General features: G+C 69.3%; 19 protein-coding genes. 8 read left to right on the forward strand and 11 right to left on the reverse strand.

Going from position 1 to position 21,375, the window contains the following annotated elements; genetic code table 11:
- Window positions 1-114: 114 nt before the first annotated feature.
- From AC1DXI_RS15115 to ssd, 4 genes are all read right to left on the reverse strand, one after another.
- A complete protein-coding gene (locus AC1DXI_RS15115; protein ID WP_476939307.1) occupies window positions 115-723 on the reverse strand; it encodes a type II secretion system F family protein in 609 nt (202 codons plus the stop codon).
- Between the two features lie 13 nt (window positions 724-736).
- Window positions 737-1,483, reverse strand: a complete 747-nt coding sequence (locus tag AC1DXI_RS15120) for a hypothetical protein (RefSeq protein ID WP_476939308.1) — start codon at window positions 1,481-1,483, stop codon at window positions 737-739.
- Window positions 1,484-1,644: 161 nt separating this feature from the next.
- The gene (locus tag AC1DXI_RS15125) at window positions 1,645-2,970 is read right to left on the reverse strand and encodes a TadA family conjugal transfer-associated ATPase (protein ID WP_476939309.1); all 1,326 of its coding nucleotides are present in this window, start codon (window positions 2,968-2,970) and stop codon (window positions 1,645-1,647) included.
- Complete coding sequence (gene ssd, locus AC1DXI_RS15130; protein WP_476939310.1) at window positions 2,967-4,076, reverse strand: septum site-determining protein Ssd; 1,110 nt, start codon at window positions 4,074-4,076, stop codon at window positions 2,967-2,969. The genes AC1DXI_RS15125 and ssd overlap by 4 nt, the downstream gene beginning before the upstream one ends.
- Before the next feature lie 135 nt (window positions 4,077-4,211).
- Here ssd and AC1DXI_RS15135 point away from each other — a divergent pair, with 135 nt between their 5' ends.
- Together AC1DXI_RS15135 and AC1DXI_RS15140 are read left to right on the forward strand one after the other, a co-directional pair.
- Window positions 4,212-5,954 carry a bifunctional 3'-5' exonuclease/DNA polymerase gene (locus AC1DXI_RS15135; RefSeq protein ID WP_476939311.1) on the forward strand — a complete coding sequence of 581 codons (1,743 nt, stop codon included), beginning with the start codon at window positions 4,212-4,214 and terminating at the stop codon, window positions 5,952-5,954.
- A gap of 143 nt (window positions 5,955-6,097) precedes the next feature.
- Window positions 6,098-6,358 (forward strand): YegP family protein, encoded by a 261-nt coding sequence (locus AC1DXI_RS15140; protein WP_018775015.1) that lies wholly within the window; start codon window positions 6,098-6,100, stop codon window positions 6,356-6,358.
- 33 nt (window positions 6,359-6,391) lie between these two features.
- On the opposite strand, the gene AC1DXI_RS15145 is transcribed toward AC1DXI_RS15140, so the two are convergent.
- From AC1DXI_RS15145 to AC1DXI_RS15155, 3 genes are all read right to left on the reverse strand, one after another.
- A complete protein-coding gene (locus tag AC1DXI_RS15145; protein WP_018775014.1) occupies window positions 6,392-7,072 on the reverse strand; it encodes an NUDIX hydrolase in 681 nt (226 codons plus the stop codon).
- Window positions 7,069-7,839 carry an endonuclease III gene (nth, locus tag AC1DXI_RS15150; protein WP_476939339.1) on the reverse strand — a complete coding sequence of 257 codons (771 nt, stop codon included), beginning with the start codon at window positions 7,837-7,839 and terminating at the stop codon, window positions 7,069-7,071. The genes AC1DXI_RS15145 and nth overlap by 4 nt, the downstream gene beginning before the upstream one ends.
- A gap of 96 nt (window positions 7,840-7,935) precedes the next feature.
- A complete protein-coding gene (locus AC1DXI_RS15155; RefSeq protein WP_476939312.1) occupies window positions 7,936-9,414 on the reverse strand; it encodes a hypothetical protein in 1,479 nt (492 codons plus the stop codon).
- 431 nt (window positions 9,415-9,845) lie between these two features.
- Between AC1DXI_RS15155 and acs the strand changes: the two genes are divergently transcribed.
- From acs to AC1DXI_RS15170, 3 genes are all read left to right on the forward strand, one after another.
- On the forward strand, window positions 9,846-11,876 hold the full coding sequence (acs, locus tag AC1DXI_RS15160; RefSeq protein WP_476939340.1) for an acetate--CoA ligase: 2,031 nt from the start codon (window positions 9,846-9,848) through the stop codon (window positions 11,874-11,876).
- A gap of 142 nt (window positions 11,877-12,018) precedes the next feature.
- Window positions 12,019-12,495, forward strand: coding sequence for a type II 3-dehydroquinate dehydratase (aroQ, locus tag AC1DXI_RS15165; protein WP_018776157.1), 477 nt, complete (start codon window positions 12,019-12,021; stop codon window positions 12,493-12,495).
- A 2-nt stretch (window positions 12,496-12,497) separates the two neighbouring features.
- Window positions 12,498-13,667, forward strand: coding sequence for a DUF2332 domain-containing protein (locus tag AC1DXI_RS15170; RefSeq protein ID WP_476939313.1), 1,170 nt, complete (start codon window positions 12,498-12,500; stop codon window positions 13,665-13,667).
- Window positions 13,668-13,715: 48 nt separating this feature from the next.
- On the opposite strand, the gene AC1DXI_RS15175 is transcribed toward AC1DXI_RS15170, so the two are convergent.
- Window positions 13,716-14,900 carry a MarP family serine protease gene (locus tag AC1DXI_RS15175; protein ID WP_026539137.1) on the reverse strand — a complete coding sequence of 395 codons (1,185 nt, stop codon included), beginning with the start codon at window positions 14,898-14,900 and terminating at the stop codon, window positions 13,716-13,718.
- A 215-nt stretch (window positions 14,901-15,115) separates the two neighbouring features.
- On the opposite strand from AC1DXI_RS15175, the gene AC1DXI_RS15180 reads away from it, so the two are divergent.
- Window positions 15,116-15,793, forward strand: a complete 678-nt coding sequence (locus tag AC1DXI_RS15180; RefSeq protein ID WP_011693220.1) for a Crp/Fnr family transcriptional regulator — start codon at window positions 15,116-15,118, stop codon at window positions 15,791-15,793.
- Between the two features lie 434 nt (window positions 15,794-16,227).
- On the opposite strand, the gene AC1DXI_RS15185 is transcribed toward AC1DXI_RS15180, so the two are convergent.
- The 3 genes from AC1DXI_RS15185 to AC1DXI_RS15195 are packed head-to-tail and all read right to left on the reverse strand — an operon-like array spanning window position 16,228 to window position 17,904.
- On the reverse strand, window positions 16,228-17,139 hold the full coding sequence (locus AC1DXI_RS15185; protein ID WP_476939314.1) for an NUDIX hydrolase: 912 nt from the start codon (window positions 17,137-17,139) through the stop codon (window positions 16,228-16,230).
- Between the two features lie 16 nt (window positions 17,140-17,155).
- On the reverse strand, window positions 17,156-17,746 hold the full coding sequence (locus tag AC1DXI_RS15190) for a RidA family protein (protein ID WP_476939315.1): 591 nt from the start codon (window positions 17,744-17,746) through the stop codon (window positions 17,156-17,158).
- Window positions 17,747-17,748: 2 nt separating this feature from the next.
- Window positions 17,749-17,904, reverse strand: a complete 156-nt coding sequence (locus tag AC1DXI_RS15195) for a DUF4177 domain-containing protein (RefSeq protein WP_009359196.1) — start codon at window positions 17,902-17,904, stop codon at window positions 17,749-17,751.
- A 37-nt stretch (window positions 17,905-17,941) separates the two neighbouring features.
- Here AC1DXI_RS15195 and AC1DXI_RS15200 point away from each other — a divergent pair, with 37 nt between their 5' ends.
- A complete protein-coding gene (locus AC1DXI_RS15200) occupies window positions 17,942-20,236 on the forward strand; it encodes a transglycosylase domain-containing protein (RefSeq protein ID WP_476939316.1) in 2,295 nt (764 codons plus the stop codon).
- 3 nt (window positions 20,237-20,239) lie between these two features.
- Window positions 20,240-21,187, forward strand: a complete 948-nt coding sequence (locus AC1DXI_RS15205) for a metallophosphoesterase (RefSeq protein ID WP_476939317.1) — start codon at window positions 20,240-20,242, stop codon at window positions 21,185-21,187.
- Window positions 21,188-21,375 lie beyond the last annotated feature (188 nt).

The following is a 21,375-nucleotide window of genomic DNA, read 5'->3' on the forward strand; positions in this document are numbered from 1 at the left end:
TGCTGTGAGTAGCCGACGCACGAGACCGCTCATACTCCGACGGTGCCTGCCCCCAAGGTATCCCCCAGCAACTTGAATAAACCTTGGGTCCGGGTGATCCGCGGGCTGCCGGCATCACGTCGGAAGCAGGCCCAGGAGCACGGGCACGACGCCGAGGCAGACGAACGCCGGCAGGGAGCACAGGCCCAGCGGCACGACGAGCTTCACGCCGAGCGCCGCCGCGCGCTGCTCGGCGGTCCTGTTGCGTTCGCGGCGAAGCCGGGCCGCCTGGGCATAGAGGAGCGCTGAGGAGGGGGCGCCGGTGAGGGCGGCGAAGGAAAGGGCGTCGCGCAAGGCATGAAGTTGGGGCGCCTGGGCACCGGAACTGCGCCACGCCGTGCCCCAGTCCGCACCGATTGCGAGGGCTGACACAACCGGCCGAAGCTGCCGCCCGAGTTCCGGTGGCATGAGGGCGGCCACCAGTTCAAGGGCCCGGCCAAGTCCGGCTCCCGCATCCAGCATCGCGCCGATCAGTTCCAGCATCATGGCGGTGTCCCGCAGACCCTGGAAGCCGTGACGTCCCCGGCCTGCGTCGTGGACCGTCGGGCGTCGCGCGGCCCCGTCAGCCGGTGCCCGAAGCTGGCGCCGGAGCCGCCGGCGGACACGGCCCGGGCGGGCGAGGACCACGGCGGCTGCCCCGGCAAGGCTCGCTGCGATCACGAATCCGGCAAGTTCTGGCCTCACGGCGGCCGCTGCGTCACGTTGGGGCTTCCGCCGCGGCGCGGACGAGCCTTGCGGACCACAGCCGGCCGACGACGGTGAGCGCCACGCCTGCGGCCAACGCCGAGAGGCCCCATGGATTTCCCAGCAGTGTCGCGACCAGGTCAACGCCGAGCAGCAGGCCGAGGCCCAGACCCGACAGCGGCAGCCAGGTCAGTAGACGGACGGTTGCGCGGGGCCCCGCCAAGGCGGTCTGCCGGGCAGCCTCGGCGTCGTCCTCCGACTCAAGGTGGGCGGCAAAACGCGCCAGGACATCGGCCAGGGGGCAACCGCTGGCCTCAGCGGTGTCAAAGCATGCGGCGAGCTCACCCCACACGCGCACGTCGCGGCGGGCCCGGATGCCGACGGCACCCTTGGTGACCGCGACGACGGTGCCCTCACCGGCAGAAACCGCGGAGACCTCGCGGCGGATGGCCGCGGCCACGGAGGACCCGCGCAGGGCGGCGCCACGCGCGGCTGCAAGGATCCTCCGTGACTCCGGGCCGAGGACCGTTCCGGCGCCGTCCCCTGTGCGGTCGCGGGGGCGATCGCGGCCGGCGCCGTGAACCGCGACCTGCGCCGCCGGCCAGTCCCGTGCGGCGTCCCCGCCGTACAGGGCCCACAGTTCATCCCACAGTCGGGCGGGGACGCGCCCTCCCCTCAGCAGCGCGGCCAATTGTTGGACCAGGACTGTCATGGGGACGGGCCCGGCATCGGCGGATCCCCCACCGAGCCGACGGGCCATGCCCCAGACGGCTCGTCCTTGCCGGGATCCCGGCGGCCCGTGAGCCGCCGGACCTCGCGTGCCCGCGGCCTGCAATGCCCTGCGGGTACGATGGCCGGCCGCGCGCGGGGAGGGAAATGCCAACCACACGGCCAGGACCAAGACGACGATGAGGAAACCGGTCATCGCTGTGCCCATGGCTGTACGGATTCGTGCCCGGAACCCGGAGGGCGTCCTGCCGGCGGCGCCGCCGGCAGATCGGAGGGGCCCGCCCCGGCCAACCCGGGATCCATGCCGAGACGGCGCGCCAGCAGCGGCCAGGCCCCGCCGAAGCGGAGCTCGCCCCGTTGGATCTCCAGTGCGGCGGCGACAGCCAGGCCCGAGTCTTGGACCTCCATGATTCCAACGCTGGCGACCTGGCGCCCCGATTCGGTCCGCTCGACGTGCACGACGGCGTCGATCGCGCTGGCCACCTGCAGCCGTACCGCGTCCTGGCCCATGCCGGCGAGCGCGCCAAGGGCCGCCAGCCGGGCCGGCACAGCCGCCGCCTCATTCGCGTGGATGGTCCCGCCGCCTCCGGTGTGTCCGGTGTTCATAGCCGAGAGCAGCTCGCGGACCTCAGCGCCGCGGCATTCGCCCACCACCAGCCGGTCAGGCCGCATCCTGAGGGCCTGGCGGACCAGTTCGCCCAAGTCCACGGCGCCACCACCTTCCAGGTTTCCGTGCCGGGATTCCAGCGAGACAACGTGCGGGTGGACGGGATTTAGTTCTGCGGCGTCCTCGATTAGGACGAGCCTCTCCCCGGGGTGGCACAATCCCAGCAGCGTCGCCAGTAGCGTGGTCTTCCCCGAACCGGTGGCCCCGCTGATGAGGAAGCTCAGCCTGGACGCCACCATGCGTTCGAGCACGGACTGGACCAGGCTCCCGAGCGTCCCGGTCCCGAACATGCCGGCGCGCCTCAGCTCGGGCATGGAGAAAACCGTGGCCCGCCGGATCCGCACGCTCAGGAGTGTCCCGGCCGTGGAAATCGGCGGCAGCACCGCGTGCACCCGGTAGCCGCCGTCGAGCCGGACATCGACGCAGGGCGAACCGTCATCCAGGCGGCGGCCGCCGGCTGCCACCAGCCTCGCGGCGAGGGCCCTGATCTGCGGTTCCCCGGAAAAGACGACCGGCACCTTTTCCAGGCCGCGGCCGCGGTCCAGCCAGACCGAGTCCGGCCCGTTGACGAAGATGTCCGTCACGGCGGGATCCCGGGTGAGCGGCTGCAGGGGACCCAGTCCGTTCAGTTCCGCGCTGATGCTCTCCACTGCGGCCAGGGCGCCGGCCGTGCCAAGCAGCCGCCCGCTCGCCTGGACCGCCGCCGCGACCCTTGAAGCGGTCACCGGTGAGGCATCTGCCATGACGGACTTGCGCACGGACTCCAGCAGCGTCTCGTCGAGAAATCCCAGCGAGCGGCGGCGGGCCGGACGTTCCGGTTCTGCCGGTCCTGCGGCCGAACGGGCACTCATGCGTCATCTCCTCCATTCAGCTCAAGGAGTCCGGCCGCGAACCGGCGGACGGCGCGGTGCCGGCCGGTTTCGAGCAGGCGGCCGAGTTCCGTTGCCCCGGCCAAATCCTTGATGTCCGGCATGATGCCCTGAAGGACAAGCCCCACGGAGCCGGCGATCAGCGGCGCATCCAAGGCGGCGCCGCGACTGGCCCGGACCACGAGCGCGGTGTCCACGGGTGGAAGCTCCTGCAGCAGCCAGGCCGTGGCGACAGCGGCCCGCAGCCGGGCGGGCGCCACGACGATGATCCGGTCGCATTCGCCGGCGAAGGTCCGCAAGGCTTCCCGTTCCCGGCCGATATCCAGCACCACCAATTCGTAGCCGCGGCGGGCGGCGTCGAGAACCGCGGCCACGGTGGTCGCGTCCACGCCGGCGGCCCGGTCCCGGGTTCCCGGCCACGACAGGAAGGAGAATCCACCGGCGACAGGCAGCGACTCCTCCAGCTGGGCGGGGTCGATACTGCCGCTCACCCCGGCAAGATCCGGCCAGCGCAGCCCGTGGGCGTCCTCGGCGGCCAGCGCCAGTTCCAGGCCCCCGCCCCAGAGGTCGCCGTCGATCAGCAGCACCCGGACCCCGGCCCCGGCGGCGGCCTGCGCGATCCAGATGGCAGCTGTTGTGGCCCCGGCACCGCCGCAGCCGCCGGTGAGACCCAGCACGAGTCCGCCGGCTTCCGGCGCACGGGACCGGCTCAGGTATTCCGCCAGCCAGGCCGCCGCGTCCGGCAGCAACGCGACGCGTTCGGCCCCGACGGCGGCGGCCAGATGCCACAACCCTTCTCCATCACCTTCGAGGCCGAGCAGCACCGCAGGGGCCCTCCGCCGGGGCGGCAACCCGCGGATGTCGCTGCCCACCAGCACGGCAGCCGCCGCGTCCCAAAACGGCGCGGCCTCGGCAACGTCCTGCACCGTCCGCAGCTGGCCCCCGGCCGCTGCCACGATGCGTTCCACCTCGTTGCGCAGCGCATCGACCCCGGTAACGAGCAGGGTTTCCGCGGAATCCCCGGGGGTCCAGGGCTCATGCGCCCGCTGTGGCGGCGAGCCTGGAACACGGTGCTGGTGCCTGTTCATGCTGCCACTGTGCCCGGGCCGGAAGCGCGGCGGAACCGCCGTCGTGGGCTATGTGGACAAGTCTGGCGGCTTTCCTGCACCCGCCGCCGGGGAATGGGCACGGACCACGTCCCGGAGCAGGGCAGAATTGACCCTATGTACCTGCTGCTCGCCGCCCACGCCGACGGCGCGGCACTGCAGCAACTCACGGCCGATGGCGTGCCCGAACCCGCCAATCCGGAACCCCGGGTTGTCAGGGCCGGCGACCTCGCCGGCATTGTGCGCGAGCTTGAGGCGCGGCAGCCGCGCTGGATCTGGCACCGTACGCAGGACTGGTATCCCGCGCTGCTGCGCGCCGGGGTGGAGCTCGAGCGCTGCTACGACCTCACCTTGTGCGGTTCGATCCTGGCCCACTCGGAGTTCACCGCCCACACCGGCTACGCCCAGGCGGCGGAGAAGCTGACCCAGGACGACGAGCTACACCAGCCGCCCCGGGGGCTGCAGCCTCCTGCCCCGCCGCCGGAACAGGGGGCCCTGTTCGATGCCCCGGCCCCCGGTCAGCGTCCCGGCCAAACCCTTGAGGCTCTCCGCGCCGAGTACGCCGCGCAGCAGGAGGCACTTCGCCAGGCGGGAACGGCGCCCGGCACGGGGCCCGGCACGGACGTCGTTCCTGACGCCGGCCGGCGCCAACGGCTCCAGCTGCTGCTCGCGGCGGAATCAGCCGGGGCCATGATCGCCGCCGAAATGCAGCACACCGGCGTCCCCTGGCGGGAGGAACTCCACGAGCAGATCATCGCGGAACACCTGGGACCCCGCCCGGCTCCCGGCCAGCGTCCAGCCAAACTCGAATCGCTCACGGCCGAACTGAGGCTGCTGCTGAAGTCGCCGGCGCTGAACCCGGACTCCCCGCAGGAGCTCATGCGCGCCCTGCACCGCAACGGCATCGAAGTGAAAACCACCCGCCAATGGGAGCTGAAAGAATCCAGCCACCCCGCGATCGTGCCGCTGCTGGCCTACAAGAAGCTGGCCCGTCTGCACGCGGCGAACGGCTGGGCATGGCTAGATGCCTGGGTGAAAAACGGCAGGTTCCAGCCTGAGTACGTCGTGGGCGGAGTGGTCTCGGGCCGGTGGGCGTCGCGGGGCGGCGGGGCGCTGCAAATCCCGCGCCAGGTCCGCGGTGCGGTCCACGCCGATCCCGGCCACAAACTGATCGTTGCCGACGCCTCGCAGCTCGAACCCCGCGTGCTCGTGGCACTGGCCCAGGATTCCAAAATGGCCGAGGCTGCGCGGGACAAGGACCTCTATGCCGGCATTGCCGCCCAAGGCTTCGGCGGCGACCGGGCCAAGGCGAAGGTGGCCCTCCTCGGGGCAATCTACGGGGCGACCACGGGCGAGTCCGGCCGGCTGATGCCCCAGCTGGCCCGCACCTACCCCCGCGCCGTGGGCTTCGTCGAGCAGGCCGCCCGCGACGGCGAAGCCGGCAGAACCGTCACCTCACGCCTGGGCCGGAGCAGCCCGCCGCCGTCGGAGCGCTGGCTGCAGAGCCAGCACTCCACCACCGCGGAAGAACAGCGCCGGGCGGACTCGATCGCCCGTTCCCGCGGCCGCTTCACCCGGAACTTCGTGGTCCAGGGCTCGGCCGCTGACTGGGCGGCGTGCTGGCTCGCGGAACTGCGACGCCGGCTTCGTGCCGTGCGGGCGGAAGGCTCCGCCGCTGGCGAACTGGTGTTCTTCCTCCACGACGAGGTGATGGTGCACTGCCCTGAAAGCGCGGTCGGAGACTGTATCAAGGTGATTGAGGACTCCGCGGCTGCCGCCAAGGAGCTGTTGTTCGGCCGGATTCCGGTCGAATTTCCAGTCAGTGTGGCCGTCGTGGACTCGTACGACAACGCCAAATGAGTGACCTAAGTCACCGCCTGTAACGTACCCGTCGGTAGCGTTGTGTGCGCTCCGTCACCGGGCTACCCTCGGAAAGGCCGGCGAATTTCCCGTACGATCCGCCGGCTATTGCAACGACGCAAGGAAATTGGGGAGGCAGAGGTTTGGCTGGCATTTTTGAGATCGCGCAGGCTGGCGACAAGGCATATTTCTTCAGGCTGACGGCGGCGGATGGCACAGTAGTGGCCGTGTCCCCGCTCTTCAGCTCCATCAAAAGCGCAGCGGCGGGCATCAACGCCGTGCGCGAGAACGCCGCGACCGGCCTGGTTGTGGATCGTTCAGGCGCTCACCGGCGGGTCGCCACCAGCAGGTCGGGAGGACGGGCGCTGGCTCCCCGGGCAGGCAGCCCGGTGGCTGCCGGCTAGCGGACCGGCCGGCAGGCCGGCGCCCTGCGGGCTCTACACATCGATCCCGTACAGCCGTGCGCGGTCCCACGGCACAGCCCAGCCCAGCTGTTCAAAGAGTTGGTTCAGGATCATCCCGGTGAACCCCCACACCACGACGCCGTTGACGGTGAAGGCCGGGCTCTGGAAGGTCTGGCCGGCCCGGCTGACCGTGGCCATCACCCGGTTGTCCGGGTCCAGCAGGTCCCGGACCGGGACACGGAACACCTGCGCGGATTCACCGTAGTCCACCACCCGGACCGGCGACTGGGCAGCCCACCAGGCCAGGACCGGGGTCACCAGGAAATTGCCCCGGGGCAGGGCCAGTTCAGGCATCACGCCGAGGACGTCCACGCCCGCAGGGTTCAGGCCAGTCTCCTCCTCCGCCTCGCGGAGGGCCGCGTCCACCACGGACTCACCCGGATCGATGCCGCCGCCGGGAAACGCCACCTGCCCGGGATGGTCGTCCAGCGTCTGGGCCCGCTGCAGCAGCAGCACGTCCAAATCGGCCGGAGCGAGCAATTTCTCGGACACCGCGGGGACGTTGTCCAGCGCACCAAAGAGCATCAGCACCGCGGCCCTGCGGACCCGCTCACCGGGTTCGACGGCGAGTTCACGCCAGCGCGGATCCGGGGCCGGCGCCGTGCCCGCCTCCACCGCGGCAACGAGATCGACGAGGTCCTGGCGCGCGGTCACGGCTGTTTCCTCTGCGATTCCATCCGGATTTCCGCGGCGCGGTGCGTTTCGGCCAGCAGCCGGGCCAGCAGTTCCTCCTGCCCCGGGGCGAGTTCGTACTTCAGCAGCTTCCGGGCCTTCTCCGGGTCGGTCTCGCCGGCACCGTAGCTGGGGCACCAGTTAGCCACGGCGCAGGCGCCGCAGGCCGGCTTGCGGGCGTGGCAGACGCGGCGGCCGTGGAAGACGACGCGGTGCGAGAGTATGGTCCAGTCCTTGGGCTCGAACAGCGCGGCGACGTCGGACTCGATCCGGACCGGATCATCGGACTCCGTCCAGCCAAAGCGCCGGGCCAGGCGACCGAAGTGGGTATCCACCGTGATGCCCGGAATGCCGAAGGCATTGCCCAGCACAACGTTCGCGGTTTTCCGCCCGACGCCGGGCAGCGTCACCAAGTCCGCGAGCCGGCCCGGCACCTCGCCGTCGTACTCGTCCACCAGCCGGGTGCACAGCGCCAGGAGATTTCGGGCCTTGGCGCGAAAGAAGCCGGTGGGCTTGATGATGGCTTCCAGCTCGGCCGGATCCGCCTCCGCCATCCGCCGCGCATCCGGGTAGCGCGCGAACAGCAGGGGCGTGATCTGGTTGACCAGCACGTCTGTGGTCTGCGCGGACAGCACGGTGGCAATCACGAGCTCGAACGGCGTGCGGAAGTCCAGCTCCGCGTGGGCGTAGGGGTACTGTTCCGCGAGTTCCCGGTTGATTCGACGCGCGCGGCGCTTGAGCGCCAGCACCGACTCTCCTGACGCCCGCGGCGCACCCGGCTTGGCGCTCCCCGGGTTCGGGGTCCCGGGGACCCCGTGGCCGGATTCCGTGGTCACGGCTGCGGACTAACCGCGTTCGATGTTGCTGAGGTCCCGCAAAACGCCGAGCCGGCCGTCCGTGTGCTGGACTAGGAACTCGTTGCCGCGGTCCTCCAGGGCAAGGACCCAGCCACCGGGTTCAATGACGAACGCCGGGGCACCGGTGCGCTCATCGACGGCGGTGCGGGGCTGCGCGACGGCGAACCAGAAGGCCTCGTGCACGGGGTGGACATCGTCCTCCGCGGGCCGGCTGGCGGGATCAACGGTCGCGCCGATGGGCTCCTGCGGCCGGACTTGTTCCTTCGGCCGGACCTGGGGGTTGACCGTGGTGGGGGCACTGCCGCCGGCGGTTGCCGGAACGGCGGCGGCCTGGGTCTGTTCCGCGGCGGGAGCGGGCTGCGCACCAGCGCCCGCGGCAGCGGCACCGGCGGGAGCGGGCTGCGCACCAGCGCCCGCGGCACCGGCAGCGGCGCCCGCGGCAGCCCCGGCGGCAGGGACGCCGGCGGTCCGGGTCTTGTCCGCGGCGGACGGAGCGGGCTCCGTAGTCTGGGCCGGCGTCGACGGCGTCGATGAGGCCGTCGGTGCCGGGGCAGCCGCTGGCACGACGCCCGAGACCTGGGTCTCCGGTGCACCGGGAGCCGCAGCGCTGGGCGCCGCGGCGGACGCCGCGCCCGCCGCAGCTGCCCCGGCAGTGGGCCCGGCAGGTGTGGTTGCCGCCGGCATGGCCGCCTGGCTGCCGGTGGCCGGACGCTTGGCCCAGCCCGCAGCCGCGCCGGGAGCCGCAGCGCTGGGCGCTGCAGCGGACGCAGCCGCGCCGGATGCGGCCGCCGAAGAGGCGCCCGCCCCGGCTGCGCCTGTACCCGCGGCGTCCTTGGTCAGCTTGGATTGTTTCGGTTGCTTCGGCGCCTTAGGCGCTCGGGGCTTTCGCACCGGGACAGCAGCTTCGCGGGCAACCACGTGGGCAGGCGCATCCTCCCGGCCCTGGAAATCGCCGGCAAAGAACGGAATCCAGCGGGCCAGCACCGTGGCGGCGAAGAGCCCCAAGGCGCCCAGGAGCGCGATCAGCATGCTCGGCACGAACGCCCCGGCGGCCGCGAGGAAAAAGAAGGCCAGCGTGAAGGACGCCACAACGGACGCGAACTGGTCGATCGACAGGGATCCGATCCGGATCTTGGTCGACGGGCTGAGGCGGCGGGCCACAAACAACGCGGTGACAATGAGCGGCAGCACGATGCCCAGGCCCAGGAAGAACAGGCTGCCCAGGTTCCACAGGTTGTAGGCGAAGGCAAACATCGGAATCAGCGAGGCGATGAAAAGAAGGAGCGTCGAGCCGAAAACGGTGAGGTCACGGATGGTGAACGGACCGAGGACGGCTTCGTTCTTATTCCCGGTCTTCTTGTCCACCGTGAAGCGTGGCGCATCCCCGAACCCGGCGGGCCCCGGCTGCGCCGTTCCACCTTGGTTCTGGGCGGGCGCCCGGAGTTGCCCGTTGTCTTGCTCGTTCATTCCGTATCTCCTTAGCATGGCGGCGCCCTGGACAGCGCCGTCTAACGGCAGGCAAGGACAGAACCGCCAGCGGTCCTGTCGCCTCCATCGGATGTCACAACTTCATCTCAGCCTAGCCAAGTGAATGGCCGATCACTAGCTGACAAGCCGAGGGCGGACGCAGCAGAATTCCCCGGATTTCCGAATCCCGGACGCTTGCCCCGGCCCGCCGCCCGGCGCCGACGACAGACCACTCGGCGCTTAACAAACACCGCTCACGGTGCTGTTTGTGACGGGGCGCACGTTTGGTCGGACCCACGTATTAGTGTTGATTCCAGACAGCGCTAGCGGCACTGCCGCGGTCTGCCGCCGCCCGACGTCGCGCATGCGGCCCGGCGCGGAGGCACCACGAACGTCCGCGCAGCACGGATCGATGAATGATGAGGTTCACCATGTCCCAGCAGACTCCCGTATCCACCGCAATGCAGGCGCCCCAGGGCGATGCCTTCGAAAACCTGTCCCAGGAGAACCGCCGGTTTGCGCCGTCGGCCGAGTTCGCCGCGAACGCAGTGGTCACCGCCGCCGAGTACGCCGAGGCCGACGCCGACCGTCCTGCGTTCTGGGCGAAGCAGGCCCGCGAGCTGCTCAGCTGGTCCAAGGACTTCAGCCAGGCGCTGGACTGGTCCGACCCGCCGTTCGCGAAGTGGTTCGTCGGCGGCGAGGTCAACGCGGCCTACAACGCCCTGGACCGGCACGTCGAGGCCGGCAACGGGAACCGGGTGGCCATCTACTTCGAGGGCGAGCCCGGCGACACCCGCACGTACACGTACGCGCAGCTGACCGAGGAAGTGAAGAAGGCCGCGAACGCGTTCGAGTCCCTGGGCGTGGCGAAGGGCGACCGCGTGGCCGTGTACCTGCCCATGATTCCCGAGGCCGTCATCACGCTGCTGGCCTGCGCCCGGATCGGCGCGATCCATTCCGTGGTCTTCGGCGGCTTCTCCGCCGAGGCCCTGCGCTCCCGGATCGACGACGCCGAGGCCAAGCTCGTGGTCACGGCCGACGGCACCTTCCGCCGCGGCAAGCCCAGCGCGCTCAAGCCGGCCGTCGACGACGCGTTGTCCCACGAGGGAGACGGCAGCGGGCACACCGTGCAGAACGTCGTGGTGGTCAAGCGCAACGGCCAGAAGGTGGACTGGCACGAGGGCCGGGACCATTGGTGGGCGGACACCGTGGGGACCGCGTCGGCCGAGCACACCGCCGTCGGGCACGACTCCGAACACCCGCTGTTCATCCTCTACACCTCCGGCACGACAGGAAAGCCCAAGGGCATCCTGCACACCACCGGCGGCTACCTCACCCAGGGCGCCTACACCCACAAGGCGGTCTTCGACCTCCACCCGGAGACCGACGTCTACTGGTGCACCGCCGACGTCGGCTGGATCACCGGGCACTCCTACGTCGCCTACGCCCCGCTCATCAACGGCGCCACCCAGGTCATGTACGAGGGCACCCCGGATTCGCCGCACCAGGGCCGCTGGTGGGAGATCGTGGAGAAGTACAAGGTCTCCATCCTCTACACCGCCCCCACCGCCATCCGCACCTTCATGAAGTGGGGCAACGACATCCCGGCCAAGTCCGACCTCTCCTCGATCCGGGTCCTCGGTTCCGTCGGCGAACCCATCAACCCCGAAGCCTGGATGTGGTACCGCGAGGTCATCGGCGGCAACGCCGGCAAGAACGGCGAGCGGAAGCAAAACCCCGCGCCGATCGTGGACACGTGGTGGCAGACCGAGACCGGGGCGCAGATGATCGCCCCGCTGCCCGGCGTCACGGCCACCAAGCCCGGCTCGGCCCAGGTCCCGCTGCCGGGCATCGCAGTGGACGTCGTGGACGAACTCGGCGAATCCGTACCCAACGGCCACGGCGGCTTCCTGGTGATCCGCGAACCGTGGCCGGCCATGCTGCGCGGGATCTGGGGCGACCCGGAGCGGTTCAAGGAAACGTACTGGTCCCGCTTCGAGACCATGTACTTCGCCGGCGACGGCGCCAAGAAGGACGAGGACGGCGACCTCTGGCTGCTGGGCCGGGTCGACGACGTGATGAACATTTCCGGCCACCGCCTCTCCACCGCCGAAATCGAGTCCGCACTGGTGTCCCACCCCGCGGTGGCGGAAGCAGCCGTCGTGGGCGCCGCGGACGAGACCACCGGCCAGGCCGTCGTCGCCTTCGTGATCCTGCGCGGCGACGCCGTGGACTCCGGCGACGCGATCGTCCAGGAACTCCGCAACCATGTGGGCAAGGAGATCGGCCCGATCGCCAAACCCAAGACCATCCTCGTGGTCCCGGAACTGCCCAAGACCCGGTCCGGCAAGATCATGCGCCGCCTGCTCAAAGACGTCGCCGAAGGCCGCGAAGTTGGCGACTCGACCACCCTGGCGGACAACACGGTCATGGCCCAGATTGCGCAGTCGCTGAAGAAATAGCCGGCTCGTCCGATATGGGTTCGGCGGCGCCGTCGGCGTTGGTCCTGTCGGTCGCCGCGGCGGCGGGCAACCGATCCGGCGGCGCACGGTGTGGCAGTAACGAACAGCGCGCACGGGCCGCGGGCGGGATAGATTTGCAGACATGACAGAAGCCACCCCCGCCAGCGGCGCAGGCCGCGGCACCATTCTGGTCCTCAACGGACCCAATTTGAACCTGCTCGGCACCCGCGAGCCGGAGAAATACGGGACGGCGACGCTGGCCGACGTCGAGCAGCTCGCCAAAGACGCCGGCGCCGCGCACGGCCTGGACGTCGAGTGCTTCCAGTCCAACCACGAGGGCGCCCTGGTGGACGCCATCCACGCCGCACGCGGGAAGGCGGTGGGAATCGTGCTCAACGCCGGGGCCTACACGCACACGTCCGTGGCCATCCGGGACGCCATTTCCGCTGTTGCCCTGCCGACGGTCGAGGTGCACATCACCAATGTTCACGCCCGCGAGCCCTTCCGGCACCATTCCTACCTTTCGGACATCAGCAAGGCCGTGATCGCCGGCGCCGGGATCCTGGGCTACCGCTTCGCGGTGGAATACCTCGCCGGGCTGCACGCGGCCGAGGACTGAGCATGTCCCCCGTGGAACCCGCGGCGGCGTCGGAAGCGTCCGGGGATCCTGCCGCAGATCCGTCCGGGAATCCGGGACCGGTTGCGCGGCCGGCCGCGGGCACGGCGTCGGACACTGTTTCGGACACGGCGCAGTGGTACCGGCACTTCGGCACGACCGACGCGCTTGCTTCCTCCCCTTGCTATGCCGAGTGGGCCGTGGGGATCGCCGGGGACGCCGAGCTGATCCGGCGGATCGATCAGTGGCCGCACAACAAGCGCCAGCCGCTGCTGATCCTCGCCGCGGCCCGCTTCCTGGGCGCGCAGGTCAGCCCCTACCGCGACTTCCGGAAATTCCTGGACAGTCACTGGGCAGCGGTCTCGGAAATCGTACTGTCCCGGTCCACGCAGACGAACGAGGCCGGACGCTGCGCCACCCTGCTGCCCTCACTCGCGCAGATTTCCGCAATGGAGGGCCGGCCGCTGGCCCTCATCGAGGTGGGCGCCTCGGCCGGGCTGGCCCTGTTCCCTGACCGCTACGGCTACGAGTTTGTTGACGCTGGGGCCGGCGGACCGGATGAGCCGGGGGCGGGCCTGGCGGCGGAAGCAAGGACGACGCGGCTGGTTCCGGATGGCGCCCAGCCTGGCACGTTTCCGGTCCTGCGCTGCGTCACCTCGGGCCCGGTGCCGCTGCCGGCGGAAATTCCCCGGGTGGCTTGGCGTGCCGGGATCGATCTCAACCCCCTGGACGTGCGCAACCCGGACGACGTCGCCTGGCTCGAAGCCCTCGTCTGGCCGGAGCAGGAGTTCCGGCTTGAACGGCTGCGCCAGGCGATCGCCATTGCCAGGGAACGGCCGCCGCTGCTGGTGGCCGGCGACCTCAACGAAAAACTTGTGGCACTCGCCGGCCGCGCCCCTGCCGACGCCGTCCTGGTGGTATTCCACAGCGCCGTCATGGCGTACCTGGATGCCGGCGGCCGCGCCCGGTTCCGGCGCACCATGGCGGATCTTGCCGCGGAGCGGGGCTGCCATTGGCTCTCGAACGAAGGCCACATGGTGGTTGCGCAGGCGGACGGGTCCAGTGTGGTCCCGGAAATGGATGACGCCCGGCTCCGCGGCCGGTTCCTGCTGCTGCAGGACGGCCAGCCGACGGCCATCACGGGCCCGCACGGGCAGAGCCTGGAGTGGCTCTAGCCTGAGCGCGGCGCCAGCCTGAGTGCGCCAGCCAGTGTGGCGGTCCGGCTATTTCTTGATGCACTGTCCGGACGAGACGGCGCTGCCCAGACCCGGCGCCTGGGCCGCCACGGGGCTCAGGTCATTCATGGTGATCGCAAATCCGAGCGAGGACTCGGTTGTGGCCTTGGCAAAGACCACCCCCGCCACCTGCCCGTCCATGGTCAGGAGCGGGCCCCCGGAGTTGCCCGGCTGCACGTCGCCCGCCAGCCGGTAGACGTCCTCGGGCGACGCATTTTTGCCATAGATGTCCGGGACCAGCACCGTGGCGATGTCCTGGACTGTGGCCGGTTTGGACTGGAAGGGCCCGCCGTGCGGATAGCCGGCGAAGGCCGCGGCGCTGCCGGACGGCAGGTCAGCGGCCAGCGCGAGGGGTTCCGAGCGCAGGCCGTCAACGGCCACGACGGCGAGGTCGTGCTGGGCGTCGAAGTACACCACGCGCCCCGGCAGTGCGCGGCCGCCGGGCGTCTCCACCACCGGTTCGTCGACCCCGGCGACCACATGGGCGTTGGTCACCACCCGCCCGGGGGCGACCACGAAGCCTGTTCCGGTCTGGTTTTGGCCGCACTGGTAGGCGGTTCCGGCGATCTTGAGCACTGACGCGGCGGCCTTGTTCAGCGCCGGCGTGTCCGTGCTGGTGTCCGGAACGGCAACGGGCTGGCTCTGGCCGAAGCCGTCCAGCAGGGTGGGGATGCCCTCGCCGATCACGGCGGAGCGCAGCTGGGCCATCGATGCCTTGACCGGCATCGGCGTCACGCCGTCGATGAACCTGATGACTTTGGATTCCGCGAGCTGCTGGGATACGAAGGGCACGCCCAGGGCCCCGATGCTGAACGCCAGCATCGACATCACGAGGGCCGACACCACCACGTTCACGCCTCCGCCCACGAGGCGGTCCGCCGCCCGCAGGGGGCTGAAGGGGACCACACTGCGGATCCGCCGCCCGATCATGGTGCCAAGGCCGTTGCCTACGATCATCAGGAGGACCGCGGTGGCTACGATGGCGGTCAGGCGCCAGCCGCTGTCCTCCACGAGGCCGCTGACGATGGGAACGGAGACGAATGCGGCGACGGCGCCTGCCGCGAATCCCGCGATGCCTCCGAGCGTCACGAGGAAGCCGTTGCGAAGGCCGTGGATCAGGTAGGACAAGAGCGCCACAACCAACACCAGGTCCAAAATGGTCAAGCCAAACACCGGGGCTCCTCACAGACAGTTCAGCGACGATTGTACCGGTGTAAGCTGAACGTTTGCCGACCGGCCGCCAGCCTGCACAGGGATCTGCGCGGACTTTCCCAGCCGTGCGCTTTCGGCCCCTTCGGGCGTTTCCGTGCCAACTACGTCACAGAAGCTCCAAAATTCTGAAAGAATGGCTGAAGCGCCCCAGCCGACACAGCTAGTCAGGAGATTTCATGGATATCGAGGTATTGCGCCGCGCACCCCTTTTCGCCACGCTCGACGACGAGGCGTTCCGTCTGCTGACGGACGAACTTACCGAGGTGGACCTTTCACGCGGTGCCTCGGTATTCCGGGAAGGCGATCAGGGTGACCAGCTTTATTTCATTGTCTCCGGCAAGGTGAAGCTCGGCCGCACGTCGCCGGACGGCCGCGAATCGCTGCTGGCCATCCTCGGCCCGGGCGAACTTTTCGGCGAAATGGCGCTCTTCGATCCCAGCCCGCGCACGGCCACGGCCACTGCCGTTTCCGAGACGCGTCTCGCCGGCTTGAAGAACGAGAGCCTCAACGCGCTGCTGCGCACTCGCCCCGAGGTTTCGGCCCAGCTGCTGCAGGCCTTGGCACGCCGCCTGCGCCGCACGAACGACTCCCTCTCCGACCTCGTCTTCTCCGACGTGCCGGGCCGTGTGGCCAAGGCGCTGCTGGACTTGGCCGACCGCTTCGGCCGCCCGGCGACCGACGGAGTTCTGGTCGCCCACGAACTGACGCAGGAAGAGCTCGCCCAACTGGTCGGCGCCTCCCGTGAAACGGTCAACAAGGCTCTGGCTGAGTTCGTGCAGCGCGGCTGGCTGCGCCTGGAAGCGCGGGCCGTCGTCATCCTTGACATGCAGCGCCTGCGCCAGCGTTCCCGCTAGGGATCCCCAGCAGCAACCACGAAGGCCGGCCCCGGAAACGGGACCGGCCTTCTGCCGTTAACTGTCGGCGGTCCCGGCTGGTTGTCCGCGGTACATGTCCAGTCCTGAGGATCAGAGCGGGGCATGTCCCGGGCCGGCACGCGCCAAGACGGGACATCTCCAGCCCCGGACGCGAGGACTGGACATAACGCCACTATGTCCACGGGCCAGGGCCAACGGAGGGCATGTCCCGGGCCAGGGCGCGGCAAGAAGGGACATGTCCAGTGCTCAGGAGCAGGGCGGGGCATGTCCCGGGCCGGCGCGCGGCATGAAGCGACATGTCCAGTGCTGAGGAGCAGGGCGGGGCATGTCCCGGGATTGCCCGCGCTCCCCGCTCAAGCCCTAACCGGCCGCCAGCCCGAAGCCTGGCCTCCGTGGCGTCGGCGCCCCGTGGCCTAGCGTTCCCGCTGCGGTTCGCCGGCGATCGTTTTGGCTGCTTCGACTTCGAGCATGAGCCGGCCGTCTTCCTCGACGAGCTTCGGCTGGTAGACGTGGGCCTTGCGCTTGTAACTGAGGTAGGCGATGCAGCCGTTGGCCTTGGCCATCTTCTCGAGCATGATCTCTGAGCCGGGGACCAGGAGTTCGCCCAGGGTCCGGCCGACGGTGTTCTCCTGCCCCACCTCGTCACCCAGCACGGTGGTCTCCCGCTCGAGCACAACCTTCCGGACACACACCCAGCGGCCCCAGACGCCCTTGCTGGCCAGCAGCGAGGGCTGCTGGTTCACGGGCACCGTCGCGGCGAAGTACCGGGTGTTGAACCGGCGGTGCGCGAAATCGGGGCTCAGCCAGTTCACCAGGGGTTTGAGCAGGTCAGTGCGCAGCGAGAGCCCCCGCTTGGCGAGCAGGTCGGTGAAGGATTTCTCCTGCTCGGCCACAGCTTCGCGGGCGCGCATCCATTCGGCACTGGAGGTCAGCTCCACCGTGGTGGACAGGTCGGGGCCGGCCAGCAGGATGCCGGTCTCCTCAAACAGTTCACGGATGGCACCGATGACGTGTCGGCGCGCCAGCCCGACGTCGGACGTCCCCATCTGCTCGGCCCAGTGCTGGGGTGAGGGGCCCAGCCAGCCGACGGCGTCGTCGTCGGAGGCTTCCAGCGATCCGCCGGGGAAGGCGAGGACACCGAGCGGGGAGGATCCCGTCCGGTAGCCGAGCCAGGTCTCCAGGCCCGTGGGCGAATCCCGCAGGAGGATTACCGAGGAGGCAAAACGGGGCGCGCGGGGCGTCCGCTCACCGTGTTCAATCCAGCTGCGCGCTGCCCCCTCAAGATCTGGGGGCAGGACAAACAGGCGGCGTTCTAACTGAGGCAACGAAGTAACCGGTCTACTAGGCGAATTCAGCGATCAATTCGACTTCGACGGGCGAGTCGAGTGGCAGGACCGATACGCCGACGGCGGAACGCGCGTGCTGGCCGGCGTCGCCGAGGACCTGGCCCAGCAGCTCCGAGGCGCCGTTGATGACACCGGGCTGCCCGGTGAAGGAAGGGTCGGAGGAAACAAATCCGACAACCTTGACGATCCGCGTGATGCGGTCGAGGTCGCCGATCACGCTCTTGACGGCAGCCAGGGCGTTGACGGCGCAGACGGCAGCGTAGGCCTTCGCGTCTTCCGGGGACACCGTCGATTCGTCGGAGGCGCCCGCCGAACCGGTGGAAACCTTTCCGGTGGCCTCGAGCTTGCCGTTGATGAACGGCAGCTGCCCGGAGGTATAGACGTGGTTGCCGGAAATCACGGCGGGAACATACGCCGCGACCGGAGCCGCGACGTCGGGGAGCGTCAGGCCCAGCTCCGCGAGGCGCTGTTCGACGGCGGACGACGCGCCCGCGCCGCCCGTGCGGCTCTCTGCGCCGGCCGTGTTTTCGGAGATGTTTTCGGCGCCGCCCGGCGTGGCCGGAACGGCTTCTGAGGGGGTGCTCATGGCTACTGCTTCTCCCGCTTCAGGTAGGCAACCAGGCCGTTTCCATCGGGTCCCGGAACAACCTGGACGAGCTCCCAGCCGTCCTCGCCCCACTGGTCCAGGATCTGCTTTGTGGCGTGGATAATGAGCGGAATCGTGGCGTACTCCCATTTGGTCATGACATAAAGCCTAGTCGTTGCCGGTAAAGTGGAAAACATGGCGACTGGCAAGAACCCTTTATTCGACACGGCCACCACCCTCGGAAAGATCTTTCTTTTCCTGGGCGTGAGCGCTATTTGCGGTGTCTTGGTGGCGGGCCTCCTGGTCCCCGCGGCGGCCGTTTCGGGCAGCGCGGCGAGCGGTTCGATTCAGTTCTTTGACACTCTCCCCGCAGAGCTGAAGGTCGATCCGCCGAGCCAGTCGACCACGATCCTGGCGTCCGACGGCAGCCCGATCGCCAACCTCTACGCGGAAAACCGCACCCGTGTTTCGCTGGACCAGATGTCCCCGCACATCAAAGATGCGATCATCGCCATCGAGGACAGCCGCTTCTACGAGCACGGCGGTGTGGACACCACCGGCATCCTGCGCGCCCTCGTGAGCACCGCCCGCGGCAACAAGCAGGGTGCGTCCACGATCACGCAGCAGTACGTTAACAACGTCATCAACTCCTCGCTGGAGGCCGAAGGCAAGGGCGACGAGGTCCTCCTCAACGGCGTCAACAAGGGCGTCGGGGACAAGCTCCGTGAAATGAAGCTGGCCATCGCGCTGGAGAAGAAGTTCACCAAGGAGCAGATCCTCGAGGGCTACCTGAACATCGTGTTCTTCAACCGGGACGCCTACGGCATCGAAGCCGCGTCCAAGTTCTTCTTCAGCACCACGGCCAAGGACCTGACCCTGCCCCAGGCGGCCCTGCTGGCCGGCGTCGTGAACAGCCCGTCCTACTATGACCCGATCACGAATCCGGAGAACGCCAAGGTCCGCCGCGACCTCGTGCTCCGTGCGATGCTGACGCAGGGCAAGATCAAGCAGGCCGACTACGACGCAGCGGTCGCGACGCCGGTGCAGACCAAGGTCACCCAGCCCCGGCAGGGCTGTGCCTATTCACAGACCGCGCCGTACTTCTGCGACTACGTGCTCCACCTGCTCCTGAACAACCCGGCCTACGGGGCCGACGCTGCCGAGCGTGAGCGGAAGATTTTCCGCGGCGGCCTGACCATCAAGACCACGCTGGATCCGAAGGCCCAGTCCGTGGCCCAGGCCCAGGTGGACGGGTCGGCCGGCGCGAACCCGGACAAGTGGGGCGCCTCGCTGGTGTCCGTGCAGCCGGGCTCGGGCAAGATCGTCTCCATGGCCCAGAACACCGTCTGGTTCCCGGCCGACGGCAAGTTCGACCAGACACAGAACTTCAACGTGGACGTGCAGGACGCCAAGGGCAATGACCTCAACGGCCTCGGTGGCTTCCAGCCTGGCTCCACCATGAAGCCGTTCACGTTCGCGGAGTGGCTCAATGAGGGCAAGTCGATGAGCACGCAGCTCAACGGCGCCGTGCGCCGATACCCCCCCGGCTTCCCGTGGAAGAACACCTGCCCCACACCGACGACCGACTCGTACGACGACACCGTCCCCGGCAGCCACGACCTGCAGAACGCGGACGAGAACCATTACAAGTACATGTCGGTCCTTGACGGCCTGGCGAACTCCATCAACACCATCACGTTCGCCTCTGCCGCCCAGGTGGACCTCTGCGGGATCCAGAAGATCGTGGATGCCGTCGGGATCCACGAAGGCCTGCCGAGCCCGAACGGTGACGATCCCAACCCCAAGGTTCCGATGACCCGGTTGAGCAGCCTGATCGGCTCCCGCCAGACCGCGCCGCTGACCATGGCCAGCGCATTCGCCACCTTCGCCAACAACGGCAAGTACTGCGAACCGATGGCCATTGAGTCGGTAACGGACGCAACCGGCGCCCAGCTGCCGGCCCAGTCACCGAACTGCAGGGACGCGGTCAAGCCCGAGGTGGCCCACGGCGTCGCCTACGCCATGCAGGAAGTGCTCAACCGCGGTTCGGGCGCGCTCATCGTGCCCCGGATATCGACCAAGACCACCTTCCCCATCGCGGCGAAGACCGGCACCAACGACAACAACAGCTCCACCTGGGTGGCGGGCTACACCAGCGGCCTGGCGACGGCCACCTGGTTTGGCGATCCCCTGGGCGACCAGCTGCGCGCCGGGCAGAACGTCACGATCAACGGCAACTTCTACAAGGGCATCGACGGTTACATGATCGCCGGTCCGCAGTTCTCGAACTACATGGCACAGGTGGCGCCGGCCTACGGCACCGATCCGTTCCCGGCTCCGCCGTCGGACATGCTGTACGCCCCGACCCCGGTAGCACCGCCGCGGATCTCCATCCCGACCAGCCGGAGCACCGAGCCGGCCGCGGAACCGTCCTCGGAACCGTCCGCCGACCCGGCGCCGGCGCCTACGAAGTCGTCCGGCAAGAAGTAGCCGATGACCCTGGGCAATGATCTGGCGAGCCGCGTCCGAAGCATCGGACGCGGCTTTGCCGTGACCGCCGCGATCGGAACGGCGGCAGGGGCGGCCGCCACCGGCTACGGGCTGTGGGAGAAGAACCAGTTCATGCTCCGGGAGGAAACCCTCCCCATCCTGCCGGCCGGGTTCGGCCCGTTCCGGATCCTGCACCTGTCCGATATCCACTTCGTTCCGGGCCAGGACCGGAAGGCGCGGTGGCTGTCCTCCCTGGCGCAGTTGCAGCCGGATCTCGTGGTGAACACGGGCGACAACCTCAGCCATGCCAAAGGCGTGGAACCCCTCGTGGCGGCCCTGCGGCCCCTGCTGGAATTCCCGGGCGTGTTTGTGCCCGGCTCGAACGACTACTTCGGCCCGAGCTTGAAGAACCCGGCGTCATATTTGTTCGGGCCCTCGGGCGAGCGCAAGGACCCGGAAAAGCTCGACTGGCCGCGGCTGCGTTCCGAGTTCGGCATGTCCGGCTGGCTGGACCTGACCAACCGCTGCCAGTCCGTTGTGCTCAAGGGCATGCGCTTCGATTTCTCCGGCGTCGACGACCCCCACCTGCGCCTTGAACGGTACGCGGGCTGGCCGCGCGGCACCAAGGGCCGGGACGCCGACCCGCACCTGCGCATCGCCGTCGCGCACGCACCCTACCAGCGCGTCCTGGACCACTTCACCGAAGCCGGCGCCCATCTTCTCCTGGCCGGCCACACCCACGGCGGCCAGATCTGCGTCCCGGGCTACGGGGCCCTGGTCACGAACTGCGACCTGCCCTCCTGGCGCGCCCGGGGGCTGCACACCTGGGAAAGCAATGGCAGGACGACGCCGGTGAACGTCTCGGGCGGCATCGGCACGTCCCGCTTCGCCCCGGTCCGCATCGCCTGCCGGCCCGAAGCCGTTCTGCTCACACTGACCTCCCGCGCCTAGGCCTGGCCGCAGCCAGTCCTGCCCGTCATCCTCGACCTGCGGGTCCTCCGGTCCGGCGGGTCCTCCGGTTTGGCGGGTGGACATGCCCTCCCCTCGCGCCCGCGCCCACGGGATATGCCCTCCCTTGGCCGCGAGCAATGGGCATAGACCCACAATGCCCACCCGCCACGGCCACCACTGGACATGTC

It is taken from the genome of Arthrobacter sp. P1_H7 (assembly GCF_056405215.1).